This window comes from Bacillus sp. I-2 (genome assembly GCF_001974945.1).
GTDB lineage: Bacteria > Bacillota > Bacilli > Bacillales > Bacillaceae > Bacillus > Bacillus safensis.
In genome coordinates this window covers 18,604-35,995 of the sequence record NZ_LZRW01000002.1, presented here as the reverse complement: position 1 = coordinate 35,995, position 17,392 = coordinate 18,604, and the positions used below count along the sequence as shown (strand labels likewise).

At 42.6% G+C, this 17,392-nt stretch carries 15 protein-coding genes; 14 read left to right on the top strand and 1 reads right to left on the bottom strand.

Features of this window, described 5'->3' with window-relative positions:
- Nucleotides 1–15: 15 nt before the first annotated feature.
- The 13 genes from BAE31_RS00835 (at nucleotide 16) to BAE31_RS00770 (ending at nucleotide 16,177) form a co-directional block, all read left to right on the top strand.
- On the top strand, nucleotides 16–681 hold the full coding sequence (locus BAE31_RS00835; protein WP_034282284.1) for an HAD family hydrolase: 666 nt from the start codon (nucleotides 16–18) through the stop codon (nucleotides 679–681).
- 15 nt (nucleotides 682–696) lie between these two features.
- A complete protein-coding gene (locus BAE31_RS00830; protein ID WP_012009394.1) occupies nucleotides 697–2,235 on the top strand; it encodes a bifunctional GNAT family N-acetyltransferase/carbon-nitrogen hydrolase family protein in 1,539 nt (512 codons plus the stop codon).
- Nucleotides 2,236–2,591: 356 nt separating this feature from the next.
- Nucleotides 2,592–3,008, top strand: a complete 417-nt coding sequence (locus BAE31_RS00820) for a VOC family protein (RefSeq protein ID WP_041109886.1) — start codon at nucleotides 2,592–2,594, stop codon at nucleotides 3,006–3,008.
- 80 nt (nucleotides 3,009–3,088) lie between these two features.
- A complete protein-coding gene (locus BAE31_RS00815) occupies nucleotides 3,089–4,006 on the top strand; it encodes an AEC family transporter (protein ID WP_041109888.1) in 918 nt (305 codons plus the stop codon).
- Between the two features lie 33 nt (nucleotides 4,007–4,039).
- Nucleotides 4,040–5,632, top strand: coding sequence for a PucR family transcriptional regulator (locus tag BAE31_RS00810; protein ID WP_041109890.1), 1,593 nt, complete (start codon nucleotides 4,040–4,042; stop codon nucleotides 5,630–5,632).
- A gap of 255 nt (nucleotides 5,633–5,887) precedes the next feature.
- The gene (locus BAE31_RS00805) at nucleotides 5,888–7,228 is read left to right on the top strand and encodes an aspartate aminotransferase family protein (RefSeq protein ID WP_041109892.1); all 1,341 of its coding nucleotides are present in this window, start codon (nucleotides 5,888–5,890) and stop codon (nucleotides 7,226–7,228) included.
- A gap of 159 nt (nucleotides 7,229–7,387) precedes the next feature.
- Nucleotides 7,388–7,945 carry a glycerol-3-phosphate responsive antiterminator gene (locus tag BAE31_RS00800; RefSeq protein WP_024425304.1) on the top strand — a complete coding sequence of 186 codons (558 nt, stop codon included), beginning with the start codon at nucleotides 7,388–7,390 and terminating at the stop codon, nucleotides 7,943–7,945.
- A gap of 214 nt (nucleotides 7,946–8,159) precedes the next feature.
- On the top strand, nucleotides 8,160–8,975 hold the full coding sequence (locus BAE31_RS00795) for an MIP/aquaporin family protein (RefSeq protein ID WP_024425303.1): 816 nt from the start codon (nucleotides 8,160–8,162) through the stop codon (nucleotides 8,973–8,975).
- Nucleotides 8,976–8,990: 15 nt separating this feature from the next.
- Nucleotides 8,991–10,487 carry a glycerol kinase GlpK gene (glpK, locus tag BAE31_RS00790; protein WP_041109894.1) on the top strand — a complete coding sequence of 499 codons (1,497 nt, stop codon included), beginning with the start codon at nucleotides 8,991–8,993 and terminating at the stop codon, nucleotides 10,485–10,487.
- 139 nt (nucleotides 10,488–10,626) lie between these two features.
- On the top strand, nucleotides 10,627–12,288 hold the full coding sequence (gene glpD, locus BAE31_RS00785) for a glycerol-3-phosphate dehydrogenase (protein ID WP_024426602.1): 1,662 nt from the start codon (nucleotides 10,627–10,629) through the stop codon (nucleotides 12,286–12,288).
- A gap of 194 nt (nucleotides 12,289–12,482) precedes the next feature.
- Nucleotides 12,483–14,228: a phospho-sugar mutase gene (locus BAE31_RS00780; RefSeq protein ID WP_076839155.1), complete on the top strand. Its 1,746-nt coding sequence runs from the start codon at nucleotides 12,483–12,485 to the stop codon at nucleotides 14,226–14,228.
- A 156-nt stretch (nucleotides 14,229–14,384) separates the two neighbouring features.
- Nucleotides 14,385–15,530, top strand: a complete 1,146-nt coding sequence (locus tag BAE31_RS00775) for a GAF domain-containing sensor histidine kinase (RefSeq protein ID WP_076839153.1) — start codon at nucleotides 14,385–14,387, stop codon at nucleotides 15,528–15,530.
- Complete coding sequence (locus BAE31_RS00770) at nucleotides 15,527–16,177, top strand: response regulator (protein ID WP_041109900.1); 651 nt, start codon at nucleotides 15,527–15,529, stop codon at nucleotides 16,175–16,177. The genes BAE31_RS00775 and BAE31_RS00770 overlap by 4 nt, the downstream gene beginning before the upstream one ends.
- Before the next feature lie 365 nt (nucleotides 16,178–16,542).
- Here BAE31_RS00770 and BAE31_RS00765 read toward each other — a convergent pair whose 3' ends face one another.
- Nucleotides 16,543–16,788 (bottom strand): YhdB family protein, encoded by a 246-nt coding sequence (locus BAE31_RS00765; RefSeq protein WP_075622702.1) that lies wholly within the window; start codon nucleotides 16,786–16,788, stop codon nucleotides 16,543–16,545.
- Between the two features lie 191 nt (nucleotides 16,789–16,979).
- Here BAE31_RS00765 and BAE31_RS00760 point away from each other — a divergent pair, with 191 nt between their 5' ends.
- Complete coding sequence (locus tag BAE31_RS00760) at nucleotides 16,980–17,300, top strand: YqzG/YhdC family protein (protein ID WP_373272906.1); 321 nt, start codon at nucleotides 16,980–16,982, stop codon at nucleotides 17,298–17,300.
- Nucleotides 17,301–17,392 lie beyond the last annotated feature (92 nt).

The window sequence follows — 17,392 nt, the reverse complement described above, 5'->3', positions numbered from 1 at the left end:
AAAGGAGTGGCCTCGTTGGTAAAGGCGATTATATTTGATTTTGACGGATTAATTTTAGATACAGAAACACATGAATATGAAGTTTTACAAGAAATGTTTGCAGAGCATGAGTCGGAGCTGCCTCTTTCTGTATGGGGCAACGTCATTGGGACGCAGGCAGGCTTTAAGCCTTTTGAATACTTAGAAAAGCAGCTAGGAAAGACGCTCGATCATGAGGCACTCACAGCGGACCGGCGTTCTCGTTTTCAAAAGAGAATGAAGGATGAATCAGCACGACCTGGCGTAGAAGCTTATTTACAGGCAGCGAAGGAGCTTGGGATCAAGATTGGACTTGCTTCCAGCTCAGACTATAAATGGGTGTCTGATCACCTGAAGCAAATTGGTCTTTTCGATTATTTTGAATGTATCCGCACGTCAGATGATGTGGAAGAAGTCAAACCTCATCCAGAGCTTTATTTGCAAACCGCAAGCTGCTTAGGTGTAGAGCCAAAGGATTGTGTGGCATTTGAGGATTCAGTGAATGGATCAATTGCTGCCAAACGCGCAGGCATGAAATGCGTCATCGTCCCAAACAAAGTGACGAGCACGCTGCAGTTTGAAGAATATGATGTCAGATTAGAATCCATGGCTGAAATCGAATTGCTCCAGCTATTCCATCAGCTTGAAAAAGAGGATCAGTAAGGGGGCAAAAACATCATGGCAGAAAAACTCGATTTAACGCGGTTTGAAAAAAGAATGGTGATCCGTAATATCCGAGAAGAAGATATTGACCGAATCATCGCCTTGCAGGAGGTATGCTTTCCGGGCATGGACCCTTGGAAACGAGAGCACCTTGAAAGCCATCTTGAGCATTTCCCAGAAGGTCAGTTTTGTGCTGAATTTGAGGGAGAAATCATTGGCTCTTGTTCAAGTTTATTAATTAACTTTGATGAATACGATGACCGTCATACTTGGCAGGACATCACAGATGATGGGTACATCACAAACCATAATCCAGATGGGATGAATATGTACGGAATTGAAGTGATGGTTAGTCCTGAGTACCGCCGCATGAAAATTGGCCATCGTTTATATGAAGCAAGAAAAGACTTAGCGAGAAGATTAAATTTAAAAAGCATCATCATTGGCGGACGCATCCCGAATTATCATAAATACCAAGAGGAAATGACGCCTCGTCAATATGTGGAGCAGGTCATGCTTCACCAAATTTATGATCCTGTTTTATCTTTTCAGCTGTTAAATGAGTTTAGCCTCATGCGGATCAATCCGAATTACTTGCCGGATGATAAGGCATCGAGCACATATGCGACGTTAATGGAATGGAACAACGTCGATTATCGTCCGCAATCGAAGAGATATTATAAATCGGCATTCCCAGTTCGTATTTGCGTCATTCAATATGCGATGAAACAAATTCATTCCTTCGAGGAATTCATGAATCAGGTGGAGTATTATGTTGATGTCGCATCAGATGCGTCAGCTGACTTTGCCGTATTCCCAGAAATTTTTACAACGCAGCTCATGTCTTACTTAGAGGAGCGCTCCCCAAGTCTTGCAGTACAAAGGATCACAGAATATACCGAGGATTACATTAATTTGTTCACAGACCTTTCTGTGAAGTACAACATTAACATCATCGGCGGATCCCATTTCGTTGAAGAGGAAGGGAAAATCTACAATATCGCTTATTTATTTAGACGTGATGGAACAATTGAAAAGCAATATAAGCTCCATATCACACCGAATGAAAGAAAATGGTGGGGGATTTCAGCAGGTGATCAAGTTCGGGTATTTGATACAGACTGCGGTAAAATTGCGATCCAAATTTGCTACGATATTGAATTTCCTGAGCTTGCTCGGATTGCAGCTGATAAAGGAGCGAAAATTATTTTTACTCCGTTTTGTACAGAAGACCGCCAAGGCTATTTAAGAGTGCGTTACTGTGCACAGGCTAGAGCGGTTGAAAATCAGATTTATACCGTTATCTCAGGAACAGTCGGAAACCTTCCGCAAACCGAAAATATGGATGTCCAATATGCACAATCAGCGATCTTTGCCCCATCAGACTTTGAATTTGCAAGAGATGGGATTGTAGGTGAGTGTAATCCGAATATAGAAATGGTTGTCGTTGGCGATGTCGATTTAGAAATTTTAAGAAGACAGCGGCAAGATGGAACGGTACGTCAGCTCAAGGACCGAAGAAGAGACGTGTACCATATTGAATATAAGAAATAATGAAAGGAAGCGCCTGTCACAAGGCGCTTCAGCGCGCAGACAAACCCTCGCATTCGGTGTCAGGTCTGCGCTCCAGTGCTCATGAATGTTTCATTCGCTCCGCTCCGGTGCTCGATCTTCCTAGACTGCAAAGGTTTTCTATCACGCTGAAAAGAAGCGCCTGTCACAAGGCGCTTCTTTTTGTTGACATTTTTTAAGAGACATAGTAGAGGCACGAGCGCTGCTACCTGTTCAAGATTCATCATCATTTTTTGCCTACATAAGATGGAGAGCTTATTTTTTTATGTGATAAAGGGATGCCGGAGCAAAATCTGAATATACTGAAAGGAGATCATGTGTTCAAAAAGGAGAGGAACATGGGACGACAAGCTAAACATTTATATATCAATTTGCCGGTAAAGCATGTCAAGGAATCAAAGGCTTTTTTTGAGCAGCTGGGTTTTGAGTTTCAAGAGCAGCTGACGAATGATCAGGCAGCTTGTTTGGTCATTGGTGACACCATTACGGTCATGCTGTTAACCCATAAGCATTTTCAAACCATCTCAGAAAAACAATTGGTGGATGCAAGGCAGGGATCAGAGGTCATTGTCTCTATGCGGGTTGATTCACGAAAAGAGGTCGATGAGCTTGTCGAGCAGGCGATGGCAGCAGGCGGGTCACCGTTTAAGGAAAAGCAGGATCATGGGTTCATGTACGGTTGGAGCTTTCAGGATCTTGATGGTCATTTGTGGGAAGTGTTCTATTTGGATGAGGAGAGAAGCGGCCTTTCATAAGGGTGCTTCTTTTTTATTGTTTAACAGTGGTATGATTATGAGGAAGAATAGGAATTCATCTAGAGAAAAGTAGGTGCAGCATGGAGTTTTTACTTGTCTTACTGCCAGTGTTCGGTATTTTCCTTATCGGGTATATTGGGCAGAAGGCCATTGGTTTTGACATACATACGCTCTCATCAATGTCTTTATATTTAATGTCACCATTTCTTGCGTTTGAAACCTTTTATCAAAACAAAGTATCGATGGACTATGTGTACCTATCTATTTTTGTCATCGGACTTTGTCTTTCACTTGTTTTATGTGTCTTTATTTTATCTCGTATTTATGGTTATTCGAAGGAAATGTATTGTGCCATGATTCTGTCGTCAGCATTTATGAACAATGGGAATTACGGCACGCCCGTTGTCCTGCTTGTCTTCGGAGCAGCAGGTTTAGATATTGCCATCGTCTTAATGGTACTGCAGCAGCTTGTCATGAGTACAATCGGTATGTATTATGCAGCAAAGGGCGGAGAGGATGCAGGAGATGGAAAGGTTGTGCTGAAAAAAGTGCTGCGTATGCCGGTGGCATATGGGGCACTCCTCGGTCTATTATTTCAGCTGATTGATCTTTCATTACCTAAAGAGGTGATGACGGGTGTCCAGCTTGTGGGGGATGCCGCCATACCGACGATTATGCTTATTTTAGGCATGCAGCTCGCCGTCATTTCTTTTAAGCAAGTGGATTATCGAAATATTTCTTATGCTGTATTGCTGAAGCTGTTTATCTCACCACTCATCGCATTTGGTTTTACGCTCATTTTACCGGTAGACGATTTGGTGAAACAAATTATGATCTTAGTTGCAGCCATGCCGACAGCAGCAAATACCACGCTGATGGCTGTACAATTCCGAACGAAGCCTGAGTTTGTCTCAAGCACGACATTTCTCAGTACTGTTTTAAGTATCGTGACATTACCAGTTTTATTATGGATTTTATCGATGCACCCTCTGGGATAGGGGATGGGCGGCAAAACAAAGGGGGACATATCAATGAATGTAGATGTTCATTTTCAAGTGAGTGATGTGTTGAAAACAAAGTATTTTGCCCATGCAAAAGTGTTAGCAGGAGAAAAGGGATTGTTTCGGCAGGTCAAATGGGTCCATGTGCTAGAAGTGCCTGCTGTAGAAGATTTGTTAAATGGGGGAGAGCTCATACTAACAACAGCCGCAGGCTTTCATGATCAATTGGATGTGTTTCAAGCATTTTTAAAACAGCTGATCGTTTCTGGTGCGGCAGGCTTGTGTATTGAATTTGTTCCGCTCAGATTCGATGTGCCGGAAGAACTGATTGCGTATGCAGAAGAAAGAGATTTTCCGCTGATTCTGTTTACAAAAGAAGTGAAATTCGTCAACATCACACAGCATCTCCATACGATGATGATTGAACGCCAGTATCAAATGATGGCTGATTTAGAAGCACTATCATCAAAGCTGAATGAGCTTTTATTGACTCCGCATCCGCAGATGGATATTTTGGATCAAGTGTATCAGCACGTAAGGGGCATTCTTTTACTTATTCCTGTTCAGGGGGAGCCGATTATTTTATGTGATTCCTCTAAACAAACCGAAGAGCTGGTCATGAATTATTTACAGTTTGCTTCCTTGCCAAAAGGATACGAAGTGACCAAAAAAGAAGTGCTTGCACTCAAGCAGACATTTGCAGACCTTGTGCTCATTCATCAAACGAACACACTCTCAGAATTCGAACTGCTCGTCATGGATAAAGGGGCAAATGCTCTTGCCCAGCAAACGCTAAGAGAGCTTTATACAGAAGAGCTGAAGAAGACAAAAGAGAACGAATGGCTGCAAAAATGGTTCCAAGAAGAGCATACAGAAAGAGATATTTTAGAGCATCTTGAAGAAACAGAAGGATTGAAAAAGCCAACCGGCTGTGTGGTGATGCTCTTTCAAAAGCATCATCAAATCGAAGAAATCGCAGGAAATCTTTATTTTCTCGTATCGTGCCGCTCCATCTTTCAGCGTGCGGGTTTCCACTTGATTCCATATGAGCATCAAGGACAAACCTTGTTTATTTTATTGAACACGAGAAAGAAGGAGGATTGGAAAGAGCGTGCAGAGAGGGCTGCGAGTGACATCAAACAATTGTATGATCGGGAGCAGCCCCGCGGAACTGTGATCAATTTTGGCATCGGTCCATATTGTGAACAGTTTCAGCATATGAGAAAAAGCTTTCAAGCAGCCAAAGAAGTGCTGCATTTAAAGAAAGTGATGCCCCAGCGTGTGGAAAGCCCATTTTATCAAGATTTGCATATGCTCCGTCTCATGCCTTTCATGAAGGAAAGCGGACTGCTTGAATGTATGGTGAAAGAGTATTTGGAGCCTGTCATTTTATATGATAAGCAAAATAGCGGAAGACTTTATCAAACGCTGAATATCTTTTTACAGACAAACGGTTCTAAAAAGGAAACTGCAAGCCAGCTCTATATTGTCAGGCAGACGCTTTATCATAGACTAGATAAACTGCAAGCATTGCTTGGCGAGGATATGATGCAGGCACCGAAACGACAGGCGCTTGAATTTGCGATTCTTGCATATGAATTCCTGCAAGGAAATGACCGTTAACGAGGTATGTTAGATTTGCTAAGCATCCGAGTGGAGTGTCTTACGGTTCTTTTCAATCAGTTGACGATCTGTCTAATGTAATGGGCCCGGCCCCTTTTTTATAATGAAAGTAATGGTTGGTTCTCTCTTACGGGCGGCCTAGTTTCAGTTTCATATGCCTCCCTTTTCAGCCATATAATGAATAGAGGGGCAATGTGCTGCTGAACCGGTTTAAGCTTCTTTAATGATGAAAACGGATACATGGGGGTCGGGAAGATGAAAATACATGAGCAGGCTCAAAATCTTCAGACGAAAGATGATCAGTTGATCTGGCATCATATGAAAGGGACAAACAAGGAAAATGAAAGCATGGTCATTCACAAGGCAGAAGGCGCATGGGTGACTGATATTCATGGGAATCGCTATTTAGACGGGATGTCAGGTCTTTGGTGTGTAAATGCCGGTTATGGCAGAAAAGAGCTTGCAGAAGCGGCATATAAGCAGCTCAATACAATGCCTTACTATCCGCTGACGCAAAGCCATGTGCCAGCGATTCAGCTGGCTGAAAAGCTAAATGAATGGCTTGGCGGGGACTATGTCATCTTCTTTTCTAACAGCGGTTCTGAAGCCAATGAAGCCGCATTTAAGATCGCCAAACAATATCATGCGCAAAAAGGAGAGAGCACAAGAACAAAGTTCATCTCCAGGTATCGGTCGTATCACGGTAATACCGCAGCAGCTCTTGCTGCAACGGGGCAGGCGCAGCGTAAATATAAATATGAACCATTAGGTCAAGGCTTTATCCATGTCGCACCGCCTGATATGTATCGTCATCCTGAGGATCAAGAGACTTTGGCAAGTGCAGCGGCAATCGATCAAGCCATGACGTGGGAACTAAGTGAGACCATTGCTGGGGTCATTATGGAACCGATTATTACAGGCGGCGGTATCTTAATGCCGCCAAAAGGGTATTTGAAGAAGGTCAAAGACATCTGTGAGGCTCATGGAGCGCTTCTCATTGTGGATGAAGTCATCTGCGGCTTTGGCCGGACAGGGAAGCGGTTTGGTTTTATGCATGAAGATGTAAAGCCGGACATCATTACAATGGCAAAAGGGATCACAAGCGGCTATTTACCTCTTTCTGCAACGTGCGTGAAACGAGAAATCTATGAAGCCTACGCAGGGGAAGATACGTATGACAGGCTGCGCCATGTAAATACATTTGGCGGTCACCCTGCTTCTTGTGCGGTTGCCCTTGCCAACCTAGAGATCATGGAAACCGAGAAATTAGTAGAACGGTCTGACACGCTGGGGCAAGACATGCTTGAACGTTTGCAAGAGTTAAAAGAGCATCCATTTGTCGGTGATGTCAGAGGGAAAGGCCTGCTGTTTGGTATTGAACTTGTTCAGGATCAACAGTCTAAAAAACCGGCTGATCCACAGGTTGTCGGTCAATTGATTGCAGAATGTAAAAAACGCGGACTGATCATTGGGAAAAATGGTGATACGGTTGCCGGCTATAATAACGTTGCCCAGCTTGCACCGCCGCTAAATATAACAAACGAAGACGCCTCATTTATTATCAACACGCTAAAAGAAAGTATGGCGCAGTTATAGCAGAGAGATTTCTCTGCTTTTTTCTATGGGAAGAGCACATACATTAAGATGCTGTTAGGTAAAATCGGCATTGGATACATTAGGTGTATTGAAAAATAGAAGAGATTCTATTACTGTTAGGAGAAGACTGAACCAATACACTTTAGAAGGAGACGGCATATGAGTTTTCATGATCAACCCATTCTACCTGCTGTTCGCAATATGAAGCAATTTGAGGAATTTTTAAAAAGTCCATTTACATATGGGGTCTTACTTGATGTGCATTTAGGCCGGCTAAAGGGCATCATGAATGAGGCGAATGCCCATCATAAAAAAATGTTTGTCCATGTCGATCTCATTCATGGGATCAAACATGATGAGTATGGAACGGAATTTATTTGTCAGGAAATGAAGCCGGCAGGAATTATTTCTACTAGGTCTTCTGTCATAGTGAAAGCCAAGCAAAAGAAGGTATATGCCATTCAGCGAATGTTTTTACTTGATACAAGTGCGATGGAAAAAAGCATGGAGTTCGTAGGAAAACATCGTCCAGATTTTATTGAAGTATTGCCTGGGGTTGTGCCGGATTTAATTACTGAAGTGCGCGAGCGAGCTGGGATTCCAATATTTGCAGGCGGATTTATCCGTACAAAAGAAGATGTGGAAAGAGCGCTTGAAGCGGGAGCTACAGCTGTGACAACATCGAATACAGCCCTTTGGAAAGCGTTTCAAAAGTGAAAAAGATAAAATGTGAAAATTGATTGACAACGTTTTCATCCTCTGATACTATAGCACTAAGTTAATATCATGTGATGGAGAAACGGAGATCCACAACAGCGCTTTACTAGGTGACAAATGACCCTGATGTAAAGTATGTTTGTTGTGGATCTTTTTTCTTTATCTTTTTTTACACATTCATAGGGATGGCAACTGAACCAGAGGAGGAATTTTCATGACACCATTTTGGGGTGAAGTCGTAGGTACAATGCTTCTCATTATTTTTGGAGGCGGTGTATGTGCGGCAGTCAATTTAAAGAAATCGCTCGCATATCAGTCCGGCTGGATTGTAATCGCTTTCGGATGGGGATTTGCAGTAGCCATAGCAGCTTATGCAACAGGTGGAATCAGCGGAGCACATTTGAATCCAGCACTAACAATTGGGCTTGCGCTTGAAGGAAGTTTTCCTTGGGCTGATGTACCAATGTATATTGCCGGTCAAATGCTTGGCGCATTAATAGGAGCTATTATTGTCTTTTTACATTACTTACCGCACTGGAAAGCAACAGACGATCCAGGTGCAAAGCTGGGTGTATTCTCAACTGGTCCTGCGATTCCGCATACTTTTGCAAACGTACTTAGTGAAGTCATCGGTACATTTGTATTGGTTCTAGGAATCTTAGCGATTGGTGCAAATAAATTCGCAGACGGAATCAATCCGCTGATTGTTGGATTCTTAATTGTCGCAATTGGTCTTTCTTTAGGCGGAACAACTGGTTATGCAATCAATCCTGCACGTGATTTAGGTCCGAGAATTGCACATGCGATTCTGCCGATTCCAGGTAAAGGTCCATCGAATTGGAAGTATGCTTGGGTGCCAGTCGTTGGTCCAATTTTAGGCGGCGCATTTGGCGGTGTTTTCTACAATGCAGCCTTTAAAGCGAACATCACTCCAGCCTTTTGGATTGTAAGCGTTATTTTAGTTGTGGTATTGTTAGGACTCTATGTCTCTACGAAAAATCAAACAAATGCTGTAAATGAAAGTATGTAAGGGGAGGAAAACACCATGGCAAAAGAAAAATATATTCTCGCTTTAGATCAAGGGACAACAAGCTCAAGAGCGATCTTATTTGATCAAGAAGGCAAAATTGCACATACAGCTCAGAAGGAATTTAATCAATATTTTCCGAACCCAGGCTGGGTAGAACATAATGCAAATGAAATTTGGAGCTCTGTTCTATCCGTCATTTCAACTGCTTTAATTGAATCAGGCATTGAAGCAGATCAAATCGCCGGTATCGGAATTACGAACCAGCGTGAGACAGCTGTTGTTTGGGATAAACATACAGGCGCACCCGTTTATAATGCAATTGTTTGGCAGTCTAGACAAACGTCTGGCATTTGTGAAGAGTTAAAAGCGCAAGGACACAATGAAACGTTTAGAAATAAAACAGGTCTTCTCATTGATGCTTATTTCTCAGGGACAAAAGTAAAATGGATTTTAGACAATGTAGAAGGTGCTCGTGAGAAAGCAGAAAATGGCGACTTGCTGTTTGGCACAATTGATACATGGCTCATTTGGAAGATGACAGGCGGTCAATCACACGTCACAGATTACTCCAACGCGTCAAGAACGTTAATGTTCAACATTTACGATCTGAAATGGGATGAAGAATTACTTGAGATCCTTGGCGTACCTGCTTCTATGCTTCCTGAGGTGAAACCATCTTCACATATCTATGGTGAAACAACAGACTATCACTTCTTCGGCAGAAATATCCCGATTGCAGGGGCGGCGGGAGACCAGCAGTCTGCACTATTCGGTCAGGCTTGCTTTGAAGAAGGAATGGCGAAGAACACGTATGGCACAGGATGTTTCATGTTGATGAATACAGGGGAAAAAGCAATTAAGTCGGATCATGGTTTATTAACGACAATTGCATGGGGCATTGACGGTAAAGTTGAATATGCTTTAGAGGGAAGTATTTTCGTAGCTGGTTCAGCGATTCAGTGGCTGCGCGATGGACTGAGAATGTTTAAAGACTCAAAAGACAGCGAAGCCTATGCAAAGCGCGTTGAGTCAACAGATGGCGTATATGTCGTTCCAGCATTCGTTGGTCTAGGCACACCATACTGGGACAGTGATGTCAGAGGCGCTGTATTCGGATTAACACGCGGTACTTCTAAAGAGCACTTTGTCCGTGCAACGTTAGAATCACTTGCTTATCAAACGAAGGATGTTTTAGATGCGATGGAAAAGGATTCAAACATCTCATTAAAAACGTTGCGTGTGGATGGCGGAGCTGTAAAGAATGATTTCTTAATGGGCTTCCAAAGTGATTTGCTGGATGTACCAGTAGAGCGTCCAGAAATTAATGAAACGACGGCACTCGGTGCGGCCTATCTTGCGGGAATAGCAGTTGGCTTCTGGAACGACCGTTCAGACATTGCAAAACAATGGAACCTTGACAAGCGCTTTGACCCTAAAATGGAAGAGGACAGCCGCGACTCGTTATACAGCGGGTGGAAAAAGGCTGTAAAAGCAGCTCAAGCTTTCAAATAAACCAAAAGTATGGTATACTTCAAGTAAGTTAATAGAACGGTTGGAGAACTGGAGAGACCGCAGGCACCGAAGTGTAGAAATACGCTTTGGGTGTTTGCGGTCTCTTTTTCTTTACCGTACAACATGGGAGGAACAAGAGATGACTTTTTCTAGCTTAGAAAGAGAACAAATGCTGCAGGAAATGACAAAAAAACCATATGATGTGTTTATCATTGGTGGGGGTATAACAGGCGCTGGTACAGCACTTGACGCGGCTTCACGCGGAATGCGTGTCGGTCTTGCAGAAATGCAGGATTTCGCAGCAGGTACGTCTAGCCGCTCAACGAAACTAGTGCACGGCGGACTTCGTTATTTAAAACAATTTGAAGTGAAAATGGTCGCAGAGGTCGGTAAAGAGCGTGCCATTGTATACGAAAATGGTCCTCATGTGACAACGCCAGAATGGATGCTTCTTCCGATGCATAAAGGCGGGACATTTGGTAAGTTTTCAACCTCTATTGGACTTAGAGTGTATGACTTTTTAGCTGGCGTAAAGCATAGCGAACGCAGAAGCATGCTAAGTGCAAAAGAAACACTTGAAAAAGAACCGCTTGTCAAAAAGGACGGCTTAAAAGGCGGCGGCTACTATGTTGAATACCGTACAGATGATGCACGCCTCACAATCGAAGTCATGAAAGAGGCTGTGAAATTCGGAGCGGAAGCGGTCAACTATGCGAAAGTAAAAGAATTTATTTATGATAAAGGCAAAGTGGTTGGTGTTGTCATTGAAGATGTCATGACGCAGAAAACATACGATGTGTATGCGAAGAAGATCGTCAATGCGACAGGTCCATGGGTAGATCAGCTGAGAGACAAGGACCACTCAAAAGAAGGAAAACACTTACAGCATACAAAAGGAATTCACTTAGTATTTGACCAATCGGTCTTCCCATTAAAACAAGCGATTTACTTTGATACACCTGATAAACGTATGGTCTTTGCCATTCCAAGAGAAGGCAAAACGTACGTTGGAACAACAGATACAGTGTACAAAAAACAGCTGGAGCACCCGCGTATGACAAAGGCCGATCGTGACTATGTCATCCAAGCGATTCAGTACATGTTCCCTGATCTCAATATTACAGAAAAAGATGTAGAATCCAACTGGGCCGGTCTTCGTCCGCTCATTCATGAAGAGGGCAAAGATCCTTCAGAAATTTCTCGTAAGGATGAAGTGTGGACATCATCTTCAGGCTTAATCACCATTGCTGGCGGTAAATTAACAGGCTACCGTAAAATGGCTGAGCATATTGTCGATCTAGTACGTGATGGACTGAAACAGGAAACGGGCAAAGATTACGGACCATGTAAAACAAAGCATATGCCAATCTCAGGCGGCCATGTAGGCGGATCTAAAAACATGGCAGCCTTTGTTCAAGCGAAAACAGCAGAAGGAGCATCTGTTGGTTTAACAGAACCGATTGCACAAAAACTAGCTGAAAAATATGGTTCAAACGTCAGCAGTGTCTACAAACGAGTAGAGCAGCTTCAAGGGGAAGCAGACAAACGAAACATTCCAGCATATGTGCTGGCAGAGCTTGTCTATGCGATCGAAGAAGAACTAGCTGTAACACCTGTCGATTTCTTCTTAAGAAGAACAGGAAGCCTATTATTTAATATCAATTGGGCAAAAAAATACGCACAACCTGTTGTTGACTACATGGCAGAGCGTTTTGGCTGGGATGAAGCAGCAAAACAGAAACATCAAACAGAATTAGATCAACTATTCCATGAAGCAGTCGTACCGCTTGATGCTGAATAAAAAGAAGACAAAGGGTTAAAGCAAGATCATTTTAGCCCTTTGTCAACAATCTGAAAGCCGATCATGTATCGGCTTTTTTTATTTGTGCAGCATTTTTTCCAACTGCTAATGATATAGCATGACATAAAGGATGATTCCATATAGAATAACAGTAGATGTTATTTTATTGATGATAAGAGCTGGGGAGGACGACCATGAGTTGGAAGACGAATTATGAGCGATGGATCAATGAGAAGCACCTGGATACTGAACTAAAGGAATGGCTAAAGACGCATCAAGATGACCACCAAGCACTTGAAGACTGTTTCTACAAAAACCTTGAGTTCGGCACTGGAGGAATGCGCGGTGAGATTGGTGCAGGCACGAACCGAATGAATGTGTACACTGTTCGTAAAGCATCAGCAGGTCTTGCTGCGTATATTGCGAAACATGGAGAGGATGCAAAAAAAAGAGGCGTCGCCATTGCATATGATTCACGCCATAAATCGCCTGAATTTGCGATGGAAGCAGCCAAAACACTTGCTTCACAAGGCATTCAAACGTACGTATTTGATGAATTGCGTCCGACACCAGAGCTCTCCTTTGCGGTTCGTGAGCTGCATGCATTTGCTGGAATCGTCGTGACAGCAAGTCATAATCCACCAGAATATAATGGCTATAAAGTGTATGGTGAAGATGGCGGGCAGCTGCCTCTATTTGAAGCAGATCAAGTCATTCAAGAAGTAGATGCAATTGAAAATGAACTGTCGATTTCAGTTGATTCTGAAGAAACGTTGAAACAGCAAGGGCTGATCAAAATAATCGGAGAAGAAATCGACCATGCTTATATTGAAAAATTAAAAACCATTAGTGTGCACCCTGAGCTGGCACATGAGGTCGATGTCAAAGTTGTGTTTACTCCGCTTCATGGGACAGCCAATCACCCTGTCAGAAACGGGCTTCAGGCTCTAGGTTATCAGCATGTCACTGTTGTGCCTGAGCAGGAAAAACCAGATCCACAATTCTCAACAGTGACCTCTCCGAATCCAGAGGAGCATGCAGCATTTGAGTACGCCATCAAGCTTGGTGAAAAACAAAATGCCGATATCCTCATTGCCACAGACCCAGATGCTGACAGGTTAGGCATTGCGGTCAGAGATCACGAAGGAGAATTTACCGTCTTAACAGGCAACCAAACAGGCGCCCTGCTGCTCCATTATTTATTGTCTGAAAAACAAAAGCTGGGTCAATTGCCGCCTCGTCCCGTTGTGATGAAAACCATTGTTACAAGTGAGCTTGGGCGCGCTGTAGCATCAGCTTTTGGTGCCGACACGATAGACACACTCACAGGCTTTAAATTTATTGGAGAAAAAATTAAGCAGTTTGAAAAGAGCGGAGAATACACGTTTCAATTCGGTTATGAAGAGAGCTATGGCTATTTAATCGGTGACTTTGCCCGAGATAAAGATGCGGTGCAAGCGGCACTTTTAGCCGTTGAAGTCGCTGCTTTCTATAAAAAGCAGGGCAAGTCCTTGTACGATGCGCTTGTCGATATTTTCAAGCAGTTTGGATTTTACCGGGAAGGGTTAAAGTCGTTAACCTTAAAAGGAAAAGAAGGAGCAGAGCAGATTTCAGCGATCCTTCATACCTTTAGAACAAATCCGCCAGATGCCATCGCAGGGCAGCGCATCACAGTGATTGAGGATTACCAATCAAGTCAAAGACAACTTGTGGCTGAAAAGAAAGAGGAAACCATTCACCTGCCAGCATCAAATGTGCTGAAATATTTCCTTGAGGATGGTTCGTGGTTCTGCTTAAGACCTTCCGGCACTGAGCCTAAAGTGAAATTTTATATTGCAGTCAAAGGTACGTCTTTAACAGATAGTGAAGAAAAGCTAAAGCATTTGTCAGAAGAAGTGATGAAAATCGTTTATGATATTGTGGAAGAAACAGCGAAATAACGAAAGACAAGGCCATCGTGTATGAATACATGATGGCTTTTTTCTCAGCCAAAAGGATGAGAAGAAATCATTCTTTTGGAGAAAGAGCGACAAAGGGGCCCATGGTATAATGAGCGTAATGATAAGTAAAGGCTGCAAATGCCGGGGGTAAACAGTATGGGAGAATATCAAGAGAAGGTTGAAACATTAAAAACGTTAAAAGAAATTGCTGAAAAGCTTAATGAAGGCATGGAAATGAAAGAAACGCTCCATGAAGTGCTCCATATGCTGATGGATGTCACAGGCTTTCATTCAGCATGGATTTATTTTATAGAAAAAGACGGGTCATATGAACTGATGGCAGAGGTTTCCTTACCTGAAGCACTTGCAAAACATCAAAAGCAGCTCATGTGTCAAAATGATTGTTATTGCATCAATCGATACACAAAAGGTTCACTGCAATCAGCCACCAATATTATTAATTGCAAACGGATTGAAACGGCGATTGAAGAAAAGCTCGGGGATACAGAAGGAATTACTCATCATGCGACCGTACCGTTAAAAGCGTGTAAGCGTACATTCGGTTTATTAAATGTGGCGGCAAAAGGAAAAGTCACGTTTACGCAAGAAGAGCTGAATTTGCTTGAAAGCATTGCACTTCAAATTGGCACCGCCATTCAGCGGATGAAGCTTGTGCAAAATGAACAGCAGCACGCACTTCTAGAAGAAAGAAACCGGCTCGCACAGGACTTGCATGATTCTGTCAACCAAATGTTGTTCTCTGTGAGTCTGACTGCTAAGGCTGCACGGCAAATGACAAGCGATCAGAATCTAGGGGAAATGATTGATTTTATTCAGCATTTGTCACAAGACGCTCTGATTGAAATGCGGTCACTCATTTGGCAGCTGAGACCAAGAGGCCTTGAAAAAGGGTTTACGACAGCAATTGAAGAGTATGCACAGCTTTTAGGATTACGCTGCACTTTATCTTTATCAGGCTGTATAGAAATGGATCATTCTCACAATGAAACTTTGTTTCGGGTATGTCAAGAAGCGCTGAATAACTGTCAAAAACATGCGGAAGTAGAAGAAGTCGAGGTCAAGCTTGAACAATCAAAAGACACGTTGGAGATGAAAATTATTGATCACGGAAAAGGTTTTCAATATGACGAGCAGATGAGCCTTCCTTCACTTGGGCTGAAAGGGATGTCTGACCGCATCCGAAGAGCAGGTGGTACATTTTGTCTCCATTCAGAGTTAGGTAAAGGAACTACGATTCATGTAAAAGTGCCATTTTCACAAGAAAGGAAGGGATCGTCATGAGAGTTGTCATTGCAGATGATCATCATATTGTGAGAAAAGGGCTTGTGTTTTTCTTACAGACACAGCCTGATGTGGACATCGTTGGTGAGGCGTCCAATGGGCAAGAGGCATTAGAGGTTGTCAGAGAAACTCAGCCTGACATTGTCTTAATGGATTTGTCTATGCCTGTAATGAATGGCATTGAGGCAACGAAACAAATGACGCTGGAAATGCCGGACGCCCGCATTGTGATCCTGACAAGCTATGCGGATAAAGATTATGTCATTCCCGCCATTCAAGCAGGGGCGAAAGCCTATCAATTAAAGGATGTGGCACCAGAAAAGCTGCTTTCGACCATGATTGAAGTCCAAAATGGCACCTATCAGTTAGATGGTCATATCACGACCTTTCTCGTGCAGCATCTGACAGAGCCAAAAGAGCAGAAATGGGCATTGATGAAAGAGCTCACCAATAGAGAGCGAGATGTCTTATTTGAGATTGCAAAAGGCAAAAGCAACAAAGAAATTGCCTCATCGCTGTTTATTTCTGAAAAAACTGTCAAAACGCACGTATCTCATGTATTATCAAAATTAGAGCTGGCAGATCGAACCCAAGCGGCTCTGTATGCAGTGGATTATCAAAAAAATCAGCCGAAAGAGCTGCTATGACAGAAAAGAATTTAGTCGTTATGCTAAAACTTTTAAGCGCATATTCAATTCAATGAATTGAATAAAAAAGAGCATAGATGTTGGTTATTTGACGTTTCTAATAGAAAAACAAAAAAGACTTGATGAGAGTATGCTCATCAAGTCTTTTTTTATTTTAAAGGAGGTGATGAGCTGGTCAATCAAAGGTGAATGTAAAATGGGAGGGGATCAGGTGGAGGCATATGAATTAGTAAGTGATTTTCGTTAGGATTATCTCTAACGCTCCCGTCTATTTCATGTCAGCCACTTTATGTTTCCCATCACAGCGCACTGCTAATTGTATGTAAAAGGGAAGGGCTAAAAAAATTCATTTTAGCCCTTTTTCTTTATGTGTACATCGGTTGTGAATAAACTTCAGCAGCAGCCTCTGAAGCATGGTCAATGTACTGCAGGAGCCCATATAAACATTTTTCAACATCTGCATCGTTCCGGTTAAATTGATACGCATGTAAGAAATGCTCAATACGTTTCGAGAGCAAATCATCTTGCGTACGTACCATAAGAATAAGTAAATTATCCCATTGCGAGCGATGCGTATAATAAAGTGCTTTATCATAATCCGCCACATTCATTAAACCTTCTCCTTTCCCTTGAGAAGTCCTCATTAGTTTGCTCGGATGATATCGACTTTTTCAGGGGAAAAGTTGGTGTCCGCATCAATCGTGTACCGGGAATTATAGGCTGAATAATTGCTTCATGTATGAAAAAGGACCAGCCAGCTAAACCTAAACAAAACATATATGAAAGTGAGTTCAATGATATCATGCAGCCGAAATGGTGGATGCTTATTGCAGCAGGAATCGTTTTGCTTGGCAGTTTGATGATTCATCCTGCATCAAAAGCAGCGGTGCAGCCGTTTGAAAATTGGGAAAGACTTGCGTACACAGCGTTTAAAGATGAATATAAAGGTGCCGCTTTCAATGATTATCATTACATTGGCCGGACAGAAGTGAATGATGAGCAGACAAAAGATGTGTTTCGCGTCACTGTAAAGGAAGGATCAACTCGCTTTGCCGCACATGCAGAAATTTATTTTCATCCGGTAACCGGTCATTTGATTAGTATTAACGTGTTTCGGCTATAAAGAAGCACCTTTTTTTGTAAAAGATGCTCGAGGCGTTCAGTCAAAAAAGACAAAGGGCTAAAATCAAGATCATTTTAGCCCTTTGTCCAACA

Coding starts and splice junctions, on each gene's coding strand:
- BAE31_RS00780 (WP_076839155.1), top strand. CDS start 12,483: ATGAGTTGGAAGACGAATTATGAGCGATGGATCAATGAGAAGCACCTG.
- BAE31_RS00810 (WP_041109890.1), top strand. CDS start 4,040: ATGAATGTAGATGTTCATTTTCAAGTGAGTGATGTGTTGAAAACAAAG.
- glpK (WP_041109894.1), top strand. CDS start 8,991: ATGGCAAAAGAAAAATATATTCTCGCTTTAGATCAAGGGACAACAAGC.
- BAE31_RS00795 (WP_024425303.1), top strand. CDS start 8,160: ATGACACCATTTTGGGGTGAAGTCGTAGGTACAATGCTTCTCATTATT.
- BAE31_RS00800 (WP_024425304.1), top strand. CDS start 7,388: ATGAGTTTTCATGATCAACCCATTCTACCTGCTGTTCGCAATATGAAG.
- glpD (WP_024426602.1), top strand. CDS start 10,627: ATGACTTTTTCTAGCTTAGAAAGAGAACAAATGCTGCAGGAAATGACA.
- BAE31_RS00805 (WP_041109892.1), top strand. CDS start 5,888: ATGAAAATACATGAGCAGGCTCAAAATCTTCAGACGAAAGATGATCAG.
- BAE31_RS00760 (WP_373272906.1), top strand. CDS start 16,980: ATGCAGCCGAAATGGTGGATGCTTATTGCAGCAGGAATCGTTTTGCTT.
- BAE31_RS00830 (WP_012009394.1), top strand. CDS start 697: ATGGCAGAAAAACTCGATTTAACGCGGTTTGAAAAAAGAATGGTGATC.
- BAE31_RS00820 (WP_041109886.1), top strand. CDS start 2,592: ATGGGACGACAAGCTAAACATTTATATATCAATTTGCCGGTAAAGCAT.
- BAE31_RS00770 (WP_041109900.1), top strand. CDS start 15,527: ATGAGAGTTGTCATTGCAGATGATCATCATATTGTGAGAAAAGGGCTT.
- BAE31_RS00765 (WP_075622702.1), bottom strand. CDS start 16,788: ATGAATGTGGCGGATTATGATAAAGCACTTTATTATACGCATCGCTCG.
- BAE31_RS00815 (WP_041109888.1), top strand. CDS start 3,089: ATGGAGTTTTTACTTGTCTTACTGCCAGTGTTCGGTATTTTCCTTATC.
- BAE31_RS00775 (WP_076839153.1), top strand. CDS start 14,385: ATGGGAGAATATCAAGAGAAGGTTGAAACATTAAAAACGTTAAAAGAA.